Annotated in this window: 22 protein-coding genes; 5 read left to right on the top strand and 17 right to left on the bottom strand. The window is 51.6% G+C overall.

Annotated elements, in window-relative coordinates; translation table 11 throughout:
- Positions 1 to 33 precede the first annotated feature (33 nt).
- The 17 genes from F3F96_RS06540 to F3F96_RS06460 form a co-directional block, all read right to left on the bottom strand.
- Positions 34 to 771 carry a FliA/WhiG family RNA polymerase sigma factor gene (locus F3F96_RS06540; protein ID WP_176962448.1) on the bottom strand — a complete coding sequence of 246 codons (738 nt, stop codon included), beginning with the start codon at positions 769 to 771 and terminating at the stop codon, positions 34 to 36.
- Positions 768 to 986, bottom strand: coding sequence for a hypothetical protein (locus F3F96_RS06535; RefSeq protein ID WP_176962447.1), 219 nt, complete (start codon positions 984 to 986; stop codon positions 768 to 770). The genes F3F96_RS06540 and F3F96_RS06535 overlap by 4 nt, the downstream gene beginning before the upstream one ends.
- Complete coding sequence (locus tag F3F96_RS06530) at positions 983 to 1849, bottom strand: MinD/ParA family protein (protein ID WP_176962446.1); 867 nt, start codon at positions 1847 to 1849, stop codon at positions 983 to 985. The genes F3F96_RS06535 and F3F96_RS06530 overlap by 4 nt, the downstream gene beginning before the upstream one ends.
- The gene (locus F3F96_RS06525; RefSeq protein ID WP_176962445.1) at positions 1846 to 2901 is read right to left on the bottom strand and encodes an AAA family ATPase; all 1056 of its coding nucleotides are present in this window, start codon (positions 2899 to 2901) and stop codon (positions 1846 to 1848) included. Before F3F96_RS06525 ends, F3F96_RS06530 begins: the two co-directional genes overlap by 4 nt.
- Positions 2891 to 4975, bottom strand: a complete 2085-nt coding sequence (gene flhA / locus F3F96_RS06520; protein WP_176962444.1) for a flagellar biosynthesis protein FlhA — start codon at positions 4973 to 4975, stop codon at positions 2891 to 2893. The genes F3F96_RS06525 and flhA overlap by 11 nt, the downstream gene beginning before the upstream one ends.
- A 34-nt stretch (positions 4976 to 5009) precedes the next feature.
- Positions 5010 to 6080 carry a flagellar biosynthesis protein FlhB gene (gene flhB / locus F3F96_RS06515; RefSeq protein ID WP_176962443.1) on the bottom strand — a complete coding sequence of 357 codons (1071 nt, stop codon included), beginning with the start codon at positions 6078 to 6080 and terminating at the stop codon, positions 5010 to 5012.
- Between the two features lie 10 nt (positions 6081 to 6090).
- On the bottom strand, positions 6091 to 6873 hold the full coding sequence (fliR, locus tag F3F96_RS06510; RefSeq protein WP_176962442.1) for a flagellar biosynthetic protein FliR: 783 nt from the start codon (positions 6871 to 6873) through the stop codon (positions 6091 to 6093).
- A gap of 13 nt (positions 6874 to 6886) precedes the next feature.
- Positions 6887 to 7156 (bottom strand): flagellar biosynthesis protein FliQ, encoded by a 270-nt coding sequence (fliQ, locus tag F3F96_RS06505; protein ID WP_176962441.1) that lies wholly within the window; start codon positions 7154 to 7156, stop codon positions 6887 to 6889.
- 74 nt (positions 7157 to 7230) lie between these two features.
- Positions 7231 to 7980 (bottom strand): flagellar type III secretion system pore protein FliP, encoded by a 750-nt coding sequence (gene fliP, locus F3F96_RS06500; RefSeq protein ID WP_176962440.1) that lies wholly within the window; start codon positions 7978 to 7980, stop codon positions 7231 to 7233.
- On the bottom strand, positions 7977 to 8267 hold the full coding sequence (locus F3F96_RS06495) for a flagellar biosynthetic protein FliO (RefSeq protein WP_186338915.1): 291 nt from the start codon (positions 8265 to 8267) through the stop codon (positions 7977 to 7979). Before F3F96_RS06495 ends, fliP begins: the two co-directional genes overlap by 4 nt.
- A gap of 39 nt (positions 8268 to 8306) precedes the next feature.
- Positions 8307 to 8609, bottom strand: a complete 303-nt coding sequence (locus F3F96_RS06490; RefSeq protein WP_176962438.1) for a FliM/FliN family flagellar motor switch protein — start codon at positions 8607 to 8609, stop codon at positions 8307 to 8309.
- On the bottom strand, positions 8606 to 9598 hold the full coding sequence (locus F3F96_RS06485) for a flagellar motor switch protein FliM (RefSeq protein ID WP_176962437.1): 993 nt from the start codon (positions 9596 to 9598) through the stop codon (positions 8606 to 8608). The genes F3F96_RS06490 and F3F96_RS06485 overlap by 4 nt, the downstream gene beginning before the upstream one ends.
- A 28-nt stretch (positions 9599 to 9626) precedes the next feature.
- Positions 9627 to 10148, bottom strand: coding sequence for a flagellar basal body-associated protein FliL (gene fliL, locus F3F96_RS06480; protein WP_176962436.1), 522 nt, complete (start codon positions 10146 to 10148; stop codon positions 9627 to 9629).
- A gap of 47 nt (positions 10149 to 10195) precedes the next feature.
- Positions 10196 to 10894, bottom strand: a complete 699-nt coding sequence (locus F3F96_RS06475; RefSeq protein WP_176962435.1) for a flagellar motor protein MotB — start codon at positions 10892 to 10894, stop codon at positions 10196 to 10198.
- A complete protein-coding gene (locus tag F3F96_RS06470; RefSeq protein ID WP_176962434.1) occupies positions 10894 to 11664 on the bottom strand; it encodes an OmpA family protein in 771 nt (256 codons plus the stop codon). Before F3F96_RS06470 ends, F3F96_RS06475 begins: the two co-directional genes overlap by 1 nt.
- Before the next feature lie 24 nt (positions 11665 to 11688).
- The gene (locus tag F3F96_RS06465; RefSeq protein ID WP_176962433.1) at positions 11689 to 12447 is read right to left on the bottom strand and encodes a MotA/TolQ/ExbB proton channel family protein; all 759 of its coding nucleotides are present in this window, start codon (positions 12445 to 12447) and stop codon (positions 11689 to 11691) included.
- A 232-nt stretch (positions 12448 to 12679) separates the two neighbouring features.
- The gene (locus F3F96_RS06460) at positions 12680 to 12856 is read right to left on the bottom strand and encodes a hypothetical protein (RefSeq protein WP_176962432.1); all 177 of its coding nucleotides are present in this window, start codon (positions 12854 to 12856) and stop codon (positions 12680 to 12682) included.
- Positions 12857 to 13110: 254 nt separating this feature from the next.
- On the opposite strand from F3F96_RS06460, the gene F3F96_RS06455 reads away from it, so the two are divergent.
- The 5 genes from F3F96_RS06455 to F3F96_RS06435 all read left to right on the top strand — a co-directional run bounded on the left by F3F96_RS06455 (position 13111) and on the right by F3F96_RS06435 (position 17564).
- On the top strand, positions 13111 to 13392 hold the full coding sequence (locus tag F3F96_RS06455) for a hypothetical protein (RefSeq protein WP_176962431.1): 282 nt from the start codon (positions 13111 to 13113) through the stop codon (positions 13390 to 13392).
- Positions 13389 to 14261, top strand: coding sequence for an NAD(+)/NADH kinase (locus tag F3F96_RS06450; RefSeq protein WP_176962430.1), 873 nt, complete (start codon positions 13389 to 13391; stop codon positions 14259 to 14261). The genes F3F96_RS06455 and F3F96_RS06450 overlap by 4 nt, the downstream gene beginning before the upstream one ends.
- A 12-nt stretch (positions 14262 to 14273) precedes the next feature.
- Positions 14274 to 15947: a DNA repair protein RecN gene (locus F3F96_RS06445; protein WP_176962429.1), complete on the top strand. Its 1674-nt coding sequence runs from the start codon at positions 14274 to 14276 to the stop codon at positions 15945 to 15947.
- The gene (locus F3F96_RS06440) at positions 15944 to 16465 is read left to right on the top strand and encodes an N-acetyltransferase (protein ID WP_176962428.1); all 522 of its coding nucleotides are present in this window, start codon (positions 15944 to 15946) and stop codon (positions 16463 to 16465) included. Before F3F96_RS06445 ends, F3F96_RS06440 begins: the two co-directional genes overlap by 4 nt.
- 340 nt (positions 16466 to 16805) lie before the next feature.
- Positions 16806 to 17564 carry a cytochrome c oxidase subunit 3 gene (locus tag F3F96_RS06435; protein WP_176962427.1) on the top strand — a complete coding sequence of 253 codons (759 nt, stop codon included), beginning with the start codon at positions 16806 to 16808 and terminating at the stop codon, positions 17562 to 17564.
- Positions 17565 to 17604 lie beyond the last annotated feature (40 nt).

Here is a 17604-nt window from a genome sequence, read left to right as displayed (position 1 = left end):
ACTGGATATTGTCGATTCCATTGTTTTCAGGTCCTAATCGAGATTCATCAGGCTACGCAAGCGCAGTACCATCTGTGAATGAAGTTGCGACACGCGTGACTCGGTTAGTCCCAGAATCAGAGCAATCTCTTTCATGGTCAGCTCTTCATAGTAGTAGAGGGTGATCAGGACATTTTCACGGGCGGGCAGTGCTGAGATCGCCTCAGCCAGCATGCCGACAAACTGTAACATACTGTTTTGCGCTTCAGGCATCAGCATGGGGTCGCCTGAAAGGGTCTCAAGAATGCTCAGATCCTCATCCTGATTGCCGGTAATAGGCAGATCATCAAAGTGAACCACAGACATACTGCGCACCTGATTCAGACGCTGGCGATACTCATCGAGTGTAATGCCGAGATGTTTGGCAATCTCTATCTCATCTGCGGGTCTGCCGTACTGCTGCTCAAGCTCATGAAATGCAGCCTGCATCTCTTTGGCATGATCGCGCAGGCCACGTGGCATCCAGTCAAAGGCACGCAGGTAATCGATCATGGCACCCCGTACACGATAGGATACAAATGTTTTGAATTGAACTTCGCGACTATGATCAAAGCGCTGGGCACCATCGAGTAGTCCGAGAACACCTGCATTGATCAGATCATCCAGCTCAATGGAGTCGGGCGTACGGCGCATCAACTGATCGGCATGGTAACGCACCAGAGGTAGATACTCCTCCAGCAGTTCATCCGGAGTAGGAGCAGCCATGTGCGCATATTGTGGATTGGCAGTCATATTCCTGAGTCTCGATGTCCGTTGTCATGATCTGATTTATTCGGCAGCAGTTGATTCAGCCAGGCCAGCAGGATTCCCATCCAGGCGCCGACAAATGTGAGAATGGCGATGCGCAACAGTGCATCGGGGATGGGGATCGCCTGAATCAGACAGATAGCGATACCGAGCATCAACCCGATCAGGGCTCCGGAGGTGGCGGCGTGAGCCGGTTTCATTGTGAGACTCCCTGTGCCTGCACTGTTTCGCTGCTGTTATCATCCAGCGTTGAAGCCAGTGAATGCTCCCAGAAAAATTGCAGACCGCTGGAGCGTGAGTTGTCACGCGGACGATCCAGTAGTTTGTCGAAAAGTTTGTTCAGATGCGGGCCGACAGCGCTGTCCATATCGGTCAGCAGACGCTGCTGCTGGATCGCTTTGCGTACAGATGGGTGCTGCGGCACATAACCGACAAAATCGAGATAGACGTCAAGGTAGCGGTCAGTCACAGAGAGCAGGCGTTTAAAGGTGATATGACCTTCGAGCTCATCGGTCTGATTGACCAGTACCATAAAGCGGCGCACATCGCGCTGCTGGGATAATACTTTAATCAGTGCATAGGCATCAGTCAGTGATGTCGGATCAGGGGTGAGTACCACAAGCGCTGTCTCTGAAGCCGATGCGAAATAGAGCACATTGTCACCAATGCCAGCAGCTGTATCGATCAGGATCAGGTCGTAGAGATGGCCTGCATCACGCAGCGTATCAAGAATCAGCTGCTGCTCCCCGGTATTAAGGCTGGTCAGCTCATAGATGCCGCTGCCACCTGGTAGAACGTCAAAACCCTGAGGGCAGTGAACAATCAGATCGTCAAGAACAGCACCATCAGCAAGCAGATCACGAATCGTACCGGTGGTGTGAATGCCGAGCATCACATCAACATTGGCCAGTCCCAGATCTGCATCGATGACCAGTACCTTCAAACCATTGCGAGCCGCCTGTGCAGCCAGGTGAACTGTCATGAATGTTTTACCAACGCCACCTTTGCCACTACTGACCGAGATGACACGTGGGCTTGCGCTTTTGAGTCCAGGAGCGTTCATGCCGCCATGCCCCTCTCATTTTTTCCGAGCAGGGTGGTCAGTGCCTGCGCTGTAAGCCAGCCCATCTGTTCAGGGACTTCAGGGCCGAAACTGCAGTAACTCATCGGCAGATCACCAGCGACAGACCAGTTGACCACTTTACCGGGCGTACGGGTCTCATCGAGTTTGGTGAAGGCGATATCCGTCAGGGCTGTTCTCCCATGATGGGTTAGTTGCTGCATGCCATCCTCCTCATCCATATTAGCCGGAATAACCATAATGCGACGTGTACAGTTCAATGCCTCCCACAGAGGCGCTTGTCTTTTGAGGCACACATCGCGGCGTGGACTCCAACCTTCAGTGTCTATTAGCAGGAGTTGTGCCGATTGTGATTTTTGTAGTACTTTTTCAATATCGGCTGCTTTTCTAACAGCGAAAAAGGGGATGCCGAGGGTGTTGGCGTAGCTCTTAAGCATCTCCAGCCCACCCATACGTTCTGTATCTGTGCTGACCAGAGCAACGCGAACACCTTTAAGGCTGTAGTGGGCAGCCAGCTTGGCGATCAGCGTGGTTTTACCGCTGCCGGTGGGGCCGGTGAAGAGGATGGAGCTGTTCTGCTCCTCGGGATTGATACGCTTACCCCAGCGCAGGGCTTTAAAGCTGATCGCATTGTGATGTGAGAAGTCATTGGCCATATCAAAAGCGTGAGAGGCAGATACGCCGAGCCGGGTCAGCTGATCAAAGGACTCCTGATCTTTGGCTGTTGGCAGGGTTGTACGCAGCGTTGCAGCCTCCTTGTTGCTCAATCCTTCAACAAGCCGTTCAAGCCGTTTGATGGTGGCATCAGCATGGTTCAGTTGTGGCGCGCTCTCAGTGGGCGTTTTTTTCAGCTCAACCCTCTCTTTTGCCGGTGGTGGCACATTGTCGAGTGCCGCATGCACATGCCAGAGTGTTCCGCCTGCAGCATCGGTGGTCTGTTGACGGTCAAGAATCAGCGCCTCAGGGCCCATATTCTGGCGCACCTTGGCCAGTGCCTCATGCAGGTGAGGGGCGGAGAAAACCTTAATTCGCATCGTAGAGGCTCACTTTTGCCAGCGACTGGACATTGGTCTGTGGCGGGATTTCGGTAATCGAGAGTACAACGATCCGGGTCATCACCTTACGCAGTGACTGGGAGAGGTGGGAGCGGATCTGAGGCGTGGTCAGAAGCACCGGGATATCCACATCATACTGCATGGTGATCTCATTCAGACGTGAGATGAAACGCTGCCATTCAGCCATATCCAGTGGCAGCGACCAGCCGGGCTGCTGCATGACACGCTCAGTCATGCGCTGCTCCAGCTCGCCATCAAGCATGAATACGTTGAGCTCACCCTGGGCATTGAGATAGCGCTGGGTGATGGTGCGACCCAGACGCACACGTACCTTCTCAATCATATCATCCAGCGTGTTATTGCCGCCGGAACTATCGGAGAGTGATTCGAGGATGATCATCAGGTCGCGGATCGGCACCCACTCGGCCAGCAGCTGTTGCAGTACATTCTGCAGCAGACCAACCGATACCTGTGCCGGTACGATCTCTTCCACCACTTTCGGATGCCGCTGTGAAAATTTATCAAGCAGTTCATGCACCTGAGTGCGATCAAGCATCTCAGAAGCCTGTGAGCGTAGCAGTTCAGTCAGGTGGGTGATAATAACGGTGGATGGCTCAACCACGGTATAACCGGAGAGTTCAGCCTGCTGCCGTTTATCTTCTGAAATCCATACCGCTGGCAGACCAAAGGCTGGTTCCTGAGTGGCGATGCCTTCAACGGCCGGACCGGTAATCTGGCTCTCCAGTGCCAACAGGTTGCGTGGGCGAACCTCACCTTTGCCGACCACTGCGCCACGAATGAGAATCTGATAATCGGATACGCCCAGTTGCAGGTTATCCTTGATATGCACCGGCGGTAGTACAAAACCGATCTCCTGAGTGATCTGGCGACGTACCTTTTTCATGCGCTCAAGAAGATTGCCTTCGCGACTGTTCTCCACCATGTCGATCAGGCCATAGCCGATCTCAAGCCGGATAGGGTCTTCAACGAGCAACTCATCAAGCACCTGTTCAGCTGAAGGCTCTGCAACCTCGGTGACCTCTTCAGCCACCGGCATCAGTTCTCGCTGCTGCTGCCCAAGATGCAGATACCAGCCACTGGCACCGAGCCCGAGGGCAAGGATGAGAAATGGCAGAAATGGCAAGCCGGGTACCAGACTCATCATCAGCAGGGCGCCACTTGTCACAAAGTGTACCTTGGGATGGTTGGTGAACTGTGTTTTAAGTTCGAATGGCAGCGCCTTGCTGCTACTGGCGCGGGTAATGATGATACCTGCCGCTGTGGAGATCACCAGGGCGGGGATTTGTGACACCAGACCGTCACCTACCGTCAAAAGGCTGAATACCGCCATGGCATCGGAGACATCCATGCCCTGCTGCATAACACCGATAATCAGGCCACCAATCAGGTTGATCATGGTGATGATCAGACCGGCAACTGCATCGCCACGTACAAACTTGGAGGCACCATCCATGGCGCCGTAGAACTCTGCCTCGCGAGCTACATTCTCACGCCGCTGACGCGCTTCCGCCTCATTGATCAGACCGGCATTCATATCCGCATCAATGGCCATCTGTTTGCCGGGCATGGCATCAAGCGTGAAGCGGGCTGCCACTTCGGCAATACGTGTGGAGCCTTTGGAGATGACGACAAAGTTGATGAGCACAAGGATGATGAAAATGATCAGGCCGACGACTGTGTTACCACCGACGACAAAGTGGCCAAAGCCTTCAATAACATGGCCTGCAGCGGCAGGTCCCTCCTGTCCGTGCAGTAGAATCAGTCGTGTTGTGGCAACGTTCAGTGATAGCCTGAAGAGGGTGGTCAGGAGCAGCAGCGATGGAAAAACAGAGAACTCAAGTGGCTTCAGTACATAGATAGAGGTGAGCAGAATCAGGATGCCGATGGTGATGTTGGCGGCCAGCAGAACGTCCATCAACCAGAGCGGCATCGGCACCATCATCACCAGAAGAATGCCGAGCACGCCGATGGCCAGCAGCAGGTCTGGCTGCCTGCCGATCTTCTGTAATGTTAATGCTGCTGTTTTCTGCATGCGTTTTCTCTCTCCTCTGTTTGTCTCAAACGTCTCAATATGGCTGCTTCAGACGGAAAATTTCCGCTAGCAGAATGGCGACGGCTTCAAACATCTCCTCTGGTATTTCATCACCGACCTTTACCTGCTTAAACAAGGATCTTGCCAAAGGCTTGTTTTCGCGCATCGGAATGTGATTTTCCTGTGCGATTTCTCTGATTTTTGCGGCGATGTGGCCTTTACCCATGGCCAGAACCTTCGGTGCACCGGGTTCTCCGGGTTTATATGAGAGGGCAATGGCAAGGCGAGTCGGGTTGGTAATAACCACGTCAGCACTGGGAACATCGGACATCATGCGATTATGGGCCTGCTGCATCTGGATCTGGCGGATCTTCGATTTCAGCTGCGGATCACCCTCCTGATCTTTGTGCTCGTCACGGATCTCCTTCTTGGACATCTTCATCGATTTCATATGTTCCCAGCGCTGGTAGAGCACGTCGGCAAGTGCGATGAAGAAGAAAATAATGGCGGCCAGCGTCACAATCTGGATGCCTCCATCGATAGCCAGTGCTGCGATCACTTCAGGGTCTTTGAATGAGGAGCGCTGGATTTCGTCGAATAACCCTTTGACCACAGTCGCACAGGTAAAGCCGATGACGACCATCTTGAGAACTGATTTAATAAATTCAGCCAGTGATTTGGTGGAGAAGAGGCGTTTAAAACCCTTCATCGGGCTTATCTTCTCCAGCTTCGGTTTCATCGTTTCAAAGGTGAATACAGGGCCTGCAACCATGAAGGTGACCAGAACACCAAGCATCACAATGGGGATGGCAATGGGAAGTACAATGGTCGCAATATCAGCGCCGGCCATAATCAGCAGTGTCTGCACCCCTTCACCTGTTGCTTCAAGGTGTGATTTTCCCGACAGGTGAAATGTCATCATCTCCATCATGGCGTTACCCAGAAAACTACCGAGCCCGGTGACAACGATCAGGCTGAGCGTGAGAAAGGTAATGGCAGTGGATGGCTCTTTGCTGTTGGGTACCTGACCTTTTTTGCGGGCATCTTCGATCTTCTTCGGAGATGCCTCCTCTGTTTGTTGACTCTTATCCTGTTCGTCAGCCATCAGGGGGCCCTTACACGCCGCTCAGGTGGCGCAAAAACATGGGTATCTGCATGGAGAGTGACTCATAGGCGTTGTGCATCAGATAGATAAAGGCGGGCATGCCGAGAGCGAAGGCGAAAAGGCCCAGACCGACGGTAAGCGGAAAGCTGACGAAGAAGACCTGAATCTGTGGTACGGCACGCGAGACCAGACCCAATGCGATGTAGACAAAGGTGAGTAGTAACATGATCGGGGCTGCAATCTTCAGGGAGAGCACAAACATCGCTGCTGCGGCATCGGTGAGTGCAAGCAGGCCGGGAAATGACCATGGCTGATCAATGGGGAAGAGCTGGAAGGATTCAATCAAGGCACTGATGAAGATGTAGTGAGCACCGACTGTCACCCATAACAGCATGGCCAGTGTCATGGCCATCTGGCCGATGACCGACTGCTGGCTGTGGGTGGTTGGGTCAAAAACATTGGCTACGGTCATACCCATCTGGAAGCTGATGAGCTGGCCGGCAAATTGTGCTGATGCAAAGATCAGCTGTCCGAACAGGGCAATGGCTCCGGCAATCAGAATCTCCTGAATGGCAATAGCAGCGAAAGCGACAGGATCAAGTGGAATCAGCGTCACACCGCCTGAGACAACCGGATAGATGATAATGCTCAGTAGTACGATCAGACCGACTTTTACCTGCTGGGGCACCAGTTGATGACCAAGCACAGGCAAGAAGATTACCAGAGCACCTACGCGCAGAAGAATGAGCAGGCCGACGGTAATCTGTTCGATTTCAGGCCATGGAAGATTCATCGTTAAAGCCCGATCAGTTTGTGAGCGTCGGAATCATGGCAAATAGATTTTGCGTGAAGGTGACCATTCTCTCCGTCATCCAGGGGGCAGCAATGATAATCGCTACAAATACCGCAATGATCTTGGGCACAAAGGTCAGCGTCATCTCCTGAATCTGAGTCACGGCCTGAAACAGGGAGATAGCAATACCGACAACCAGTGCCACGCCAAGCATTGGCATTGCAATTAGCAGCACCATCTTGATGGCCTCACTTCCTATCTGAATAACTGAATCGGGTCCCATAATAAACTTTAAAAGCAAGGCTGGGGCCAAAGCTGAAATACTGTTCTATGGTTAGGTAATGCTGGTTCCAGAGGTTAGAATTTGAAGCTTGCCAGCAGGTTGGCGGTAATCAGGTGCCAGCCATCCACCAACACGAATAGGATAATTTTCAGCGGCAATGAGATCATGATGGGGGGCAGCATCATCATACCCATACTCATCAATACACTGGCCACAATCAGATCGAGTACAACAAATGGAATGTAGATAAGAAAGCCGATCTCAAAGGCGGTGCGCAGTTCACTGATCACGAAAGAGGGAATCAGAACGTGCAGAGGCATATCCTCTACCTTTTCCGGTTTCTCCAGCTTGGCCGCATTGAGAAACAGGATCAGGTCATCTTCTCGGGTTTGATTCATCATGAAATTGTGCAGCGGTGCTATGCCACGCTCCACAGCAACGGATTGATTGATCTCTTCATTGAGGTAGGGGGTCAGAGCCGTAGTGTCAATTTTTTGCCACACCGGCATCATAATGAACAGGGTGAGAAAAAGAGCCAGACCAACGAGAATCTGATTAGGTGGCGATTGCTGGGTGCCGAGCGCCTGACGCAGAAAGGCAAACACAATCAGAACTCGGGTAAAAGATGTCATCATGACCAGAATAGAGGGAGCCAGTGTCAGCACTGTCATCAGTGCGATGATTTTCAGTCCGGTAAACCATGCATCAGGATCCTCTGCCTCACCAAGGCTTAAGGAGAGGGTTGGAATATCGGCAGCGTTGACCAGATTAGGGAGAATCAGTGCAGCAACAATAAGCGGCAGTAGCAACAGCTCTTTTTTCATGAAACCTTCTTCTCAACAGTGGATTCGTTGTTCTGGCTGCTTGCAGGCAGGGCATCTTCGGCTCTCAACTGGGTCATGCCGCCGGGGGAGAGGCCGAGCAGATAGTGAACACCGCGATGACGCACCTCGATGATGCTGTTTTTATTGTCGATATGGATACGCTGAACAACCTTGAAGTCACGCTGAACCGGGCCGCCTGTATGCAGTTGAAAACGTTTCATGCCCCAAACCATCAGGGCAAACAGACCGAGAACCGCTGCTAAAGCCAGCAGCGATTGTAAGACCATCGAAAGGAGGTTTGTATCCACGCTTCAGCCGTTACCGAATCAGGAGAGCGTGTCGATACGGGCAGAGGCGGGAACAATTTCGGTGATGCGTACGCCAAGTTTATCACCGGTCGAAACAACCTCACCTTTTGCGAAGATGCTGCCGTTGGCCAGGATCTGCACCTCTGCATTGGCATCCTTGTTCATCTCAATCACCATGCCTCTGTTCATGCGGGCAATGACATGCAACGGCAGTTGAATGCGTCCGAGTTCCACACTGATCTCAAGCGGCACATGCATAATGGCCTCAAGGTTGGCTTTTTGAGCGTTGTCTGCATCTGCAGTGAGTGGTTGATCAGTCATGACATGCCTCCGGAGTGAATGGGTTCAATGAGTTCTGCAGCCAGTGCACCATCGGATTCACCGGGGCTGGCCTTGAAAATGGGGATATCTTCGATCCACAGCTTACAGGGGTCGTTGGCTTTGGTTTTGATGGGCAAAAAATCGCCCGGTTTCAGTGCCAGAAATGTGCCGATATTGATCTGGCAACGATCCAGTTCAAAACGCAGGGAGGCAGGTGTGCTTGAGAGGCGATCCATCAGGGCATCGGTCCACTCTGTATCCGTTTCTGTCGGTTCATCACTTACAGTTACACGTAGATTTTCCAGCATTGGCTCGAGGAATGGTCGTGGATAATGGATGCCTAGCTTGCCAATCTGGGATTCACTTATTTTTACATCAAAGTTGGTTGAGAAACACTTCTCCATGGCGCTGGTGACAGCCAGAAACTGTGGATCGTAGTCCAGCTTATAAATTTCAAATGTTAGTGGCTGAACAGGTTTCCATAGATTACTCAGGGTGTTGCCGATCTTTTCGGCGATACGTTGGCTCAACCTGAGTTCTACAGGAGATAGGGTTTGTGGATTCTCACTGGACTCGCCATCGCCACCGAGCATGGCATCAACGAAGGCGACAATCGTAGCCGTATCGAAGGTGACCATCATTCTGCCATTGCCTTCAACTTCGAATACGAAATAGACCTGAGGTGTATCGGTGGTAATCAGATCTCTGTAAACGGTGCTTGCAAGTTCCTGAACATGTACCGAAATATCACGTCTGAACAGCTCTTTCCACTGCTCATCAAGCATCTCGGTGAGCCGCTCCTGAAGGTTGACGAACATCGGGTAGCGCTCAGGGCTATCCTCATCACTGCCTGCGAAGAAGAATTTTTCAACCTGTTCAGGTTGTTTGATCGGAGGAAGGGCGGCAAACATCGCATCAGCATGTTCAGATGTCCCGACCTCTGCCATCAGCGCCTCGATCTCCTCCGGTGCAAGAATGGGTTCACTCATGCCAGACCTCGTTTAACCGTGGTTTCCATTACTGCGACACAAAATCGGTGAAGTAGAGGTTTTTGATCGGTTTGCCGCCGACAATCCGGTTCATGCGGTAGATCAGATCCTCTTTCAGAGCATATTTCCCCTGTGGTGTTCTGATCTGATCAAATGTTTTACTGGCCAGAATGGTAATGATCATATCGTTGATTTTAACCATGCTCTCATCAACCTTCATTTTCGCCGCTTCGTTACGCACTTCCAGTTTGATCTGTGTGCGCAAAAAACGACTCTGGTCGGTATCGGCAAGATTGACCGTAATGTTTTCAATATCGATCAGCACCGGTGGCTCATCACTATCATCCTCAGCCTCAGGGATTGTGGTATTATCGGTCTGCTCAACGGCTGTTTGATCACTACTGGACGGTGCAGACTCCATACTGATCATTTTCCATGCGATAAAACCACCGACGGCAAGCACCAGCACCAGAAGCACAAGATTGATGATCGGCAGCAGTCCGCCACCTGATGGTTTGCCTTCCTCTTTCTTTTCCTCTTTATCTGCCATGCTGCTCCTCCACGTTCATCGTGTGGTTGTACTGATAGGTACGCCCATTATTTGTAAACCATAATCTCTACACGCCGATTTTTACTGCGCCCGAAGGGGGTCGCCTCAGTAGAAATCGGCAGCGAAGGTCCGTAACCGACCATCGATAGCCGGTTTGGATTGACCCCTTCATCTTCGAGTATATGCAAGACTGATGCCGCTCTGGCCAGTGAGAGCGTCCAGGGGTCTGCAAACTGACTGTCAGCCAGGTCCAGATTCTCATTGGTGTGACCCTGAACGCGGATGCTTCCGGGGGTGATAGCCAACATTTGCGCCAGTTTTTTCAGTGCTTCAATATGATCCTCTTTGAGTTCGGCTGAGCCCTTCTCAAACAGCGTGGTGTCAGGAATGCGAAGGTAGAGGCGATCCTTGATAATCACACCTTTAACTTTGTGTTCAAGGGTGCTGTTCTGCAGCATGGCTTTACTGTTCTGGCGCATCGCCAGCATCAGCTCTTTGGCAGAGACCAGTTTCTGCATCGAGATAGGAGGCATGATCTGCAGTTCAGTTTTTGAGCCGGCATTAAGTACAGAAACTGCTTTTGTGAATGAGGATTCAATATCGGCAAGGCCCGTTTTATCCATCGTGGACATTGAGATCAGCAGGATGAAAAAAGTAAGCATCAGACTGACCAGATCGGCAAAGGTGGTCATCCACGCTTCTGTATTGGGCTGGTATACTACCGGCCACTTCTTCTTGCGGGCCATTAGAAGGAGCTCCGTGGTGGTGCAATTGCCGGACGTTGCAGCTGCTGGATGTTGCCCTTCTGGACCGGGGAGTCATCTGTAACAGGTCGGAATTTAAGGGTAATATCAACGCGCCTGCTTAAATCCGGTCGATCCTTTATAGGGTGTTTGTCACCCATGCCTGCTGCAGTCATACGGCCAGCAGGTACACCTCGCTCTGCGAATGCATGGAATACACTCATTGCACGTGCTGCTGAGAGCTCCCAGTTGGAGGGGTAGCTGCCGCCACGCAGTGGTGTGTCATCGGTATGGCCTTCGATCTGTATTTCAATGACTTCCGGTTTTTTGAAGCTGCTTGCCAGCTGATCAATCAGCGGCATGGCCTCAGGTGCCAACTCAACGCCGCCTGAGGTAAAAGCGATATGTTCATCGAAGCGTACTTTAACGGTATCCTGATCCAGCGGCAGCACCTGCACAGAGTCCTCCATGCCGAGATCTCTGGAGATATCTGTCAATTCTTTGGCGGTCCTCTTGGGGGCTGTGGAGCCATCGACAATATCACGGGTTGGCAGTGCGGGGCCTTCCCCATCAGAGAGATTGGCGCCGCGCGGCATCGGGTTAAAGGTGCCGGCCAGTGAGCCCATGGCGGCCAGACGTTTATCCTCCACAATTACCGCGTAGGAGGTGAGCAGAATAAAGAAGGCCAGCATCTGCATCATCAGTTCCAGAAACAGAGCGGCGCCCGGATCCGAGGGAAAGGGCAGAGGTGCCGGTTTTTTATCTTTAGCCATGGCTTGTGGTTTCCGTTGGCACTCTTAATCGAAGGAGGAGATGCGTTCTTTCGGAGGCAGATAACCCAGTAGTTTGGACTCCATGATGCGGGGGTTCTCACCGATAACCAGTGACTGAATGCCAACCAGCACAATCTCATGAATCAGAAGCTCCTCTTTACTGCGTGTCTTGAGCTTACCGGCCATGGGCAGGAAAAGAATGTTAGCCATCAGGGCACCATAAAATGTTGTCAGCAGAGCGATGGACATGGAGGGGCCGATCGATGAGGGGTCGCTCATGTTCTGCAGCATCAAAACCAGGCCTACCAGTGTGCCGATCATACCCATTGATGGGGCGTAGGTGCCAAGGGAGGTGAACATATCTGCACCTCTGGAGTGACGTTCGGAAACCTTATCCATCTCCATGTAGAGAATATCTTCGATGGCTGAGGGCTCCTGCCCGTCAATGGCCATCTGCAGGCCTTTGGCCATGAATGCGTTGTCGATGGTTTTCACTTCACTCTCAAGCGCCAAAATTCCGTCTTTGCGCACGATCTGCGCAAGTTCTACCAGTTTGGTAATCACTTCAGAGCCTGTGTCGACTTTGTACATGAAGGTTTTCATGACCACGCCGATAACACCGATACAGTTTTTAAGCGGATATCCAACCAGCAGTACGCCGACCGTACCGCCAATAACAATAAGCATAGAAGGGGGGTCAATAAAGCTTGAGATACCCCCACCAATGGCACTGACCACCAGGCCGAATGCGACTACAATGCCGATTAGAGTTGCAATATCCACAGTAACCTCCCACAAGACGTCTTATGATTCATCGCCCTTCTAATAAGATGGGCGTTTTACTTTTATCATAAGTTAGCAAGAAGCGTGCTAATTTTTGAGGGGATTGGAATTTGAGGCGGTGGAGGTGTGCGTTGGTGGCGGATTAGCCTGCTTGTTGGGGTAGAAAAATGGCTAAAAGGGGATAAAAAAAGCCGCCCTTGCGGGGCGGCTTTGAAAGCGATTTAGCGTCGCGTTACTTCTCTGTTGAGCAGACCAGTTCTTCTTCGATTTTTGCGCCGGCTTCAACTTCATCAATGATTTTCTGGTAGTGCTCGTTGGCAGGGCAGCCACAGGCGTGCTGTGATGTGGCGTGCAGGCGAGCCTGTTCGATGTGCCACTGTGCAACTTTTAAATGTTGATCAACGTTCATGTCATATCCTCTACTTCAAAACTTCGGTTTGTGCACCTTGCCGGTACACTCTATGCGACAACCTAGCAGTCAGCGCCATAAATAAAAAGTTGATGGCGGCAGTTTTTGCCCCTTTCCTTTGTGAGGTAATTGTGATGAATGACGGTAGTGGATAAATTGCTGGTGGAATCGGCGTTGCAGATGGTTAAGTATTGCTCTGATCTTGCCAAAGCGGCAAAGACAGTGATAAATCTGTACCTCTACGGGGAGATGGAATGGCAAATCAGCAAAAGGGTTCCTGGAAACCGGGTAAACGAGACCTGTTTTTTCTCGGCATGGTAGCTGCCGTAGTGCTGGCACTGGTGCTGGGCACAAGTGAGCGCAAAACCACACCTGTTCCCGATGATGAGGCCCACCGCACTTCCACATCAAGAGCCGCTTGTATGAGCTGCCATGGCGCTGAGGGTGTTTATCCCCAGTCTGCAAAACATACGAAGGTGGATAAATGTTTTTTATGTCATACCCAGCCTGAAAAATGGGTAGGGGCTGCCAAGTGAATCGTATCGGCATCAGCATCAAGCCGAATGATGCACGTGCCTGCGCACTGCTCTGTGAGTTGCATCGCTGGCTGGTTGAGCGGGACTGTACGGTCTTTGTCGATCAAAAGCTGGAGACCTGTATAGGTTGCGCGACAGGCTGTGATCGTCTGCCGGTTGCTGAGATGCCTGACAAGGTTGAGTTGATGATTGTGCTTGGTGGTGATGGCACATTGCTGCACGCTGCGCGTGATTTTATTGGTTCGGAAACACCTATTCTAGGTATTAATCTCGGACGCCTTGGCTTTCTTACGGATACGCCAGTTGGTCATATGTTTGATGTGGTGGAACAGATTCTTGCCGGCAACCTGAAAACCACGCGCCATTTCAGCCTTCATGCCGAGGTGTGGCGCGGTAGTGAAAAATTGATGAGCAGCAGGGCGATGAATGATGTCGTGCTTGAACGTCGCGGTGGCATGATCGGTTTTGAGATGTGTGTGAATGAGCGCTTTGTATTCCGTATGCGTGGTGACGGTCTGATTCTGGCCACACCTGCCGGTTCCACTGCCTATGCGCTTTCGGCGGGTGGCCCTATCGTTCATCCAGCTGTTGACGCGATCAGTGTAGTTCCAGTCTGTCCGCACACACTCTCTAATCGTCCGGTTGTGATCCCGGCTGATGAACAGATCGAACTGCATCTGGTTGAGTCTTCATCTCAGGGCGCAGCGCTTAATCTTGATGGCATAGAGATGCTTCGACTGGAGCAGAATGATCGCATTGTGGTGCGTAAAAATGGCTATATCTCACTGGTTTATCTGCCTGACCGCCATCACTACTACGAAGTACTCAGGACCAAACTGAAGTGGGCTGGTCAGGTTGAGACGCGCTAACGAGGGCCCCTAATGCTAACCTCGCTTACGGTTAAACAATTCGCACTGATTGAGAAGGCCCAGCTTGAGCTGGAGTCGGGCATGACCGTGTTTACCGGTGAAACCGGAGCCGGTAAGTCGATGCTGGTGGATGCACTGGGGGCGGTGTTTGGGGCTCGTGCCAGTTCCGACTGGGTGCGTCACGGGGCGGAGAAGGCCGAAGTGATTGCCATCTGGGATGGTGAGGATGTCAGAATCAATGCACTGCTTGATGAGCAGGAGATTGAGCTTGAGGATGAACTGATACTGCGGCGGCTGATCAGCAGAGATGGCCGCTCACGCGCTTATATTAATGGTACCCCGGTAGCGTTGAAGCTGCTTCAGCAACTGGGCGCGATCTGTCTGGATCTGCACGGTCAGCATGAACATCAAATTCTGATGCAGCCGGGATTTCAGCGCTCGCTGTTGGATGCCAGAGTGAGTGATCAGCTGCGGCAGGCTGTGAAAGTTGCCTGTGAGCAGTGGCGGCAGATGAAGAGCCGCCTTCATGATCTCCAGTCTGAACGTGGGCAGAGCGAGCAGCAGGCCGCATGGATGCGTGAGCAGTTAAAGGCCCTGCAGCTTCTGGAGCTGGAGCCAGGGATTGGTGATGCCTTGCAGGCTGAGGTCGAGGCGGGGCGGCATCATGCTCAGATTCAGCACTCTGCCAATCAGGCGCTACAGCTTCTGGATGAGGCGGAGCCAAGTGCACGTCAGTTGGTTGCCAAAGCTGGCCATGAAGTGGCAGCCGCAGCGCCCTATCATGCCGGTCTGAGAACAGCGGCGGAGCTTATCGACCAGATTGATGCCCTGCTGGGTGAGTTGACACCTGAATTGAGTGCACTGCTGGATGATTCGTTTGATGAGGCTCAGTTGCGCCGCAATGAAGAGCGGTTGATGCAGCTCTTTGAAGCAAAACGGCGACATGGCACCGATGAAGATGGACTTATTCTATTAATAGAGCAGTGGCAGGAGCAGCTCTCACAGCTTGATACTGCTGGTTGGGATGAAGCCTCTTTAAGCAAAGCTCTGGATGAAGCTAAAAATCAATTTGTTAAGGCTGCTCAGGCGCTGACAGAGGCGCGCACTGCTTGTGGTGCTGAGCTTAGTGATGCGCTGCGGCCATTTATGGATCGTTTGTCTCTTGCCGGTATGCAGATTCGTTTCAGTGTCACTGCCAATGCACAGCAGGAGACTGCATGGGGTGTGGATGGATGGGATAGTGTGACCATGCAGGTGATGTCCAATCCCGGTGAGCCATGGCGTGATCTGGCTGCTGTCGCATCCGGTGGTGAGCTCTCCCGTCTTGTTCTGGCTCTGAAGGGGTGCGGGTTGCTCTCAGATATGCCCCATATCGCCGTCTTTGATGAGGTGGATACCGGTATTGGTGGTGAAACAGCGTGGTGTGTGGGTGAGCTGCTGGCGGCAATGGGCAGTGAGCGACAGGTGCTGGTTATTTCGCATCTGCCACAGGTTGCATCCTGCGCCAATCATCAGGTTGTTATCAGCAAACATGAGCAAGAGGGGCGGACGGTAACGCAGCTTAGAGCCGTGGAGGCGGATCAACGCCTGCAGGAGATCTCCCGCATGCTTGGTGGCATTGATGATGAGTCATCCCGCCATGCTGAAATCATGCTGGCACGTGGCAGGGCGGTGAGGGCACTATGACACATAAGATATCTGTTCGCAGTGCTGCCGCTGGTGACGTGGAGGCCATTGATCATCTGCTTAAGCCGTTTGCCGAAAAGGATATTATATTAGCTCGTGACAGGGATAATATCTTTCAGCACCTGCAGGAGTTTCTGGTGGCTGAGTATGATGGTCAGCTGGCTGGTGTGGTCTGTGTTCATATCTATGGGGAAAACCTTGCCGAGGTGCGCTCGCTGGTGGTTGATCCTGAATTCCAGAAGCATGGTGTGGGTCGACTGCTGGTTGAGGGGTGTGAGCAGTGGGCTCTGGGTCTTGGTGTCGCCAAGCTGTTTGCTCTGACCTATGTTACCGGCTTCTTTCTTAAGCTCGGTTATCGGGTGGTTTCGAAAGAGAGCCTGCCTCATAAGGTGTGGACGGTCTGTGTGCACTGTGCCCGTTTTGCCGATTGTGATGAGGTGGCTGTAGAGAAGGTGCTCTCTGATGCACCTATTCGCCCTATGGCGGTCAAACCTATCATTGAAATAGATGATTTCTGACTCTTTTACGCTCTGTTTCCGCACTATCTATATTAAATAAACTGTCATGATGCCCCTATAACAATCTCTTATGGCACTTGTTGTGGTTCATGATTCTCTTATGCTTTAAAAGTACTCGATCTTGTAACTATGCAGATTCCCATGGCTTTATTGTGGGTGTGTTTACAATGCATGTTTATTGATCGCGATTTAAGATGAACCCAACATGAACAAACATTAAATTTTATTTAAAATTGTACTTGATATGCCTATTTCAGATATGCAGAATGCCGACCACTTATGTTACGACTACTATATGTAGTAACTTAAGCTTTGGCTTAACAATACGAGGAGGGTATAAATGAGTGAAGAGATAAAACATTATACGGCCCATTGGCATACCAGTCCTAATCCGTTACTTGTAGGTTTCGGTGCAGGTCTGTTTTTACCATTGGCTTTCATGGCGCAGTTCGTCTATCACATGGACACTGCGGCACTGGTTATTCTGGCAGTAGGTGCCGGCATGACAATTATGGGTGGTCTTGGCTGGGCGGCTGAAACCATCGGCGTGATTGACGACGAGAACTGGTCTCCATCGGCTATGTTCATGTTCATCGGTACTGAAATCATGACCATCGGCGGCGTTCTTGCTGGTTACTGGGTTGCTCGTCTGGGCGCACCTGTATGGCCACCTGAAGGCACACCTGCAAACATTGGCGCTAACGAAGCGGTAATTTCTACACTTATCCTGATGGTGTCGAGCTTCACAATCGGTATTGCACGTAAGAAAGAGATCAATGGTGATGCTTCCGGCTTCGCTACCTGGACTCTTATCTCAGTAGCAATCTGGATCGTGTTTGCCTACATGCTGATCGGCTCTTGGTCTGATCTGGCTGCACAGGGCTTCACCATCGGTGTGAATGCATTTGCAACATCACTGTATGGCTTCACCGGTATTCACATGGCTCACCTGGTCATGGGTGTTCTGGTTATGCTGACTTGTGTTCCGTCTGCGTTTAAAGGCCGTTTGAGCTTTTCATACACCCGTTCTATGACCATGTATGTTCACTTCGTGAACGTTCTTGGTTTCTGGGTACTGCTCCAGGTTTATTTCTGGTAAGCAACGTAGATACTGGCTGTAATAAATTGAATCATACCTC

The sequence above is a fragment of the Mariprofundus sp. NF genome, from assembly GCF_013387455.1.
GTDB lineage: Bacteria > Pseudomonadota > Zetaproteobacteria > Mariprofundales > Mariprofundaceae > Mariprofundus.
This window is presented reverse-complemented; position numbering and strand designations above follow the sequence as displayed.

Excerpts from the sequence above, each read along its gene's own strand:
- F3F96_RS06540 (WP_176962448.1), bottom strand. The coding sequence starts at position 771 with ATGACTGCCAATCCACAATATGCGCACATGGCTGCTCCTACTCCGGAT.
- F3F96_RS06535 (WP_176962447.1), bottom strand. The coding sequence starts at position 986 with ATGAAACCGGCTCACGCCGCCACCTCCGGAGCCCTGATCGGGTTGATG.
- F3F96_RS06530 (WP_176962446.1), bottom strand. The coding sequence starts at position 1,849 with ATGAACGCTCCTGGACTCAAAAGCGCAAGCCCACGTGTCATCTCGGTC.
- F3F96_RS06525 (WP_176962445.1), bottom strand. The coding sequence starts at position 2,901 with ATGCGAATTAAGGTTTTCTCCGCCCCTCACCTGCATGAGGCACTGGCC.
- flhA (WP_176962444.1), bottom strand. The coding sequence starts at position 4,975 with ATGCAGAAAACAGCAGCATTAACATTACAGAAGATCGGCAGGCAGCCA.
- flhB (WP_176962443.1), bottom strand. The coding sequence starts at position 6,080 with ATGGCTGACGAACAGGATAAGAGTCAACAAACAGAGGAGGCATCTCCG.
- fliR (WP_176962442.1), bottom strand. The coding sequence starts at position 6,873 with ATGAATCTTCCATGGCCTGAAATCGAACAGATTACCGTCGGCCTGCTC.
- fliQ (WP_176962441.1), bottom strand. The coding sequence starts at position 7,156 with ATGGGACCCGATTCAGTTATTCAGATAGGAAGTGAGGCCATCAAGATG.
- fliP (WP_176962440.1), bottom strand. The coding sequence starts at position 7,980 with ATGAAAAAAGAGCTGTTGCTACTGCCGCTTATTGTTGCTGCACTGATT.
- F3F96_RS06495 (WP_186338915.1), bottom strand. The coding sequence starts at position 8,267 with ATGGTCTTACAATCGCTGCTGGCTTTAGCAGCGGTTCTCGGTCTGTTT.
- F3F96_RS06490 (WP_176962438.1), bottom strand. The coding sequence starts at position 8,609 with ATGACTGATCAACCACTCACTGCAGATGCAGACAACGCTCAAAAAGCC.
- F3F96_RS06485 (WP_176962437.1), bottom strand. The coding sequence starts at position 9,598 with ATGAGTGAACCCATTCTTGCACCGGAGGAGATCGAGGCGCTGATGGCA.
- fliL (WP_176962436.1), bottom strand. The coding sequence starts at position 10,148 with ATGGCAGATAAAGAGGAAAAGAAAGAGGAAGGCAAACCATCAGGTGGC.
- F3F96_RS06475 (WP_176962435.1), bottom strand. The coding sequence starts at position 10,894 with ATGGCCCGCAAGAAGAAGTGGCCGGTAGTATACCAGCCCAATACAGAA.
- F3F96_RS06470 (WP_176962434.1), bottom strand. The coding sequence starts at position 11,664 with ATGGCTAAAGATAAAAAACCGGCACCTCTGCCCTTTCCCTCGGATCCG.
- F3F96_RS06460 (WP_176962432.1), bottom strand. The coding sequence starts at position 12,856 with ATGAACGTTGATCAACATTTAAAAGTTGCACAGTGGCACATCGAACAG.
- F3F96_RS06455 (WP_176962431.1), top strand. The coding sequence starts at position 13,111 with ATGGCAAATCAGCAAAAGGGTTCCTGGAAACCGGGTAAACGAGACCTG.
- F3F96_RS06445 (WP_176962429.1), top strand. The coding sequence starts at position 14,274 with ATGCTAACCTCGCTTACGGTTAAACAATTCGCACTGATTGAGAAGGCC.
- F3F96_RS06440 (WP_176962428.1), top strand. The coding sequence starts at position 15,944 with ATGACACATAAGATATCTGTTCGCAGTGCTGCCGCTGGTGACGTGGAG.
- F3F96_RS06435 (WP_176962427.1), top strand. The coding sequence starts at position 16,806 with ATGAGTGAAGAGATAAAACATTATACGGCCCATTGGCATACCAGTCCT.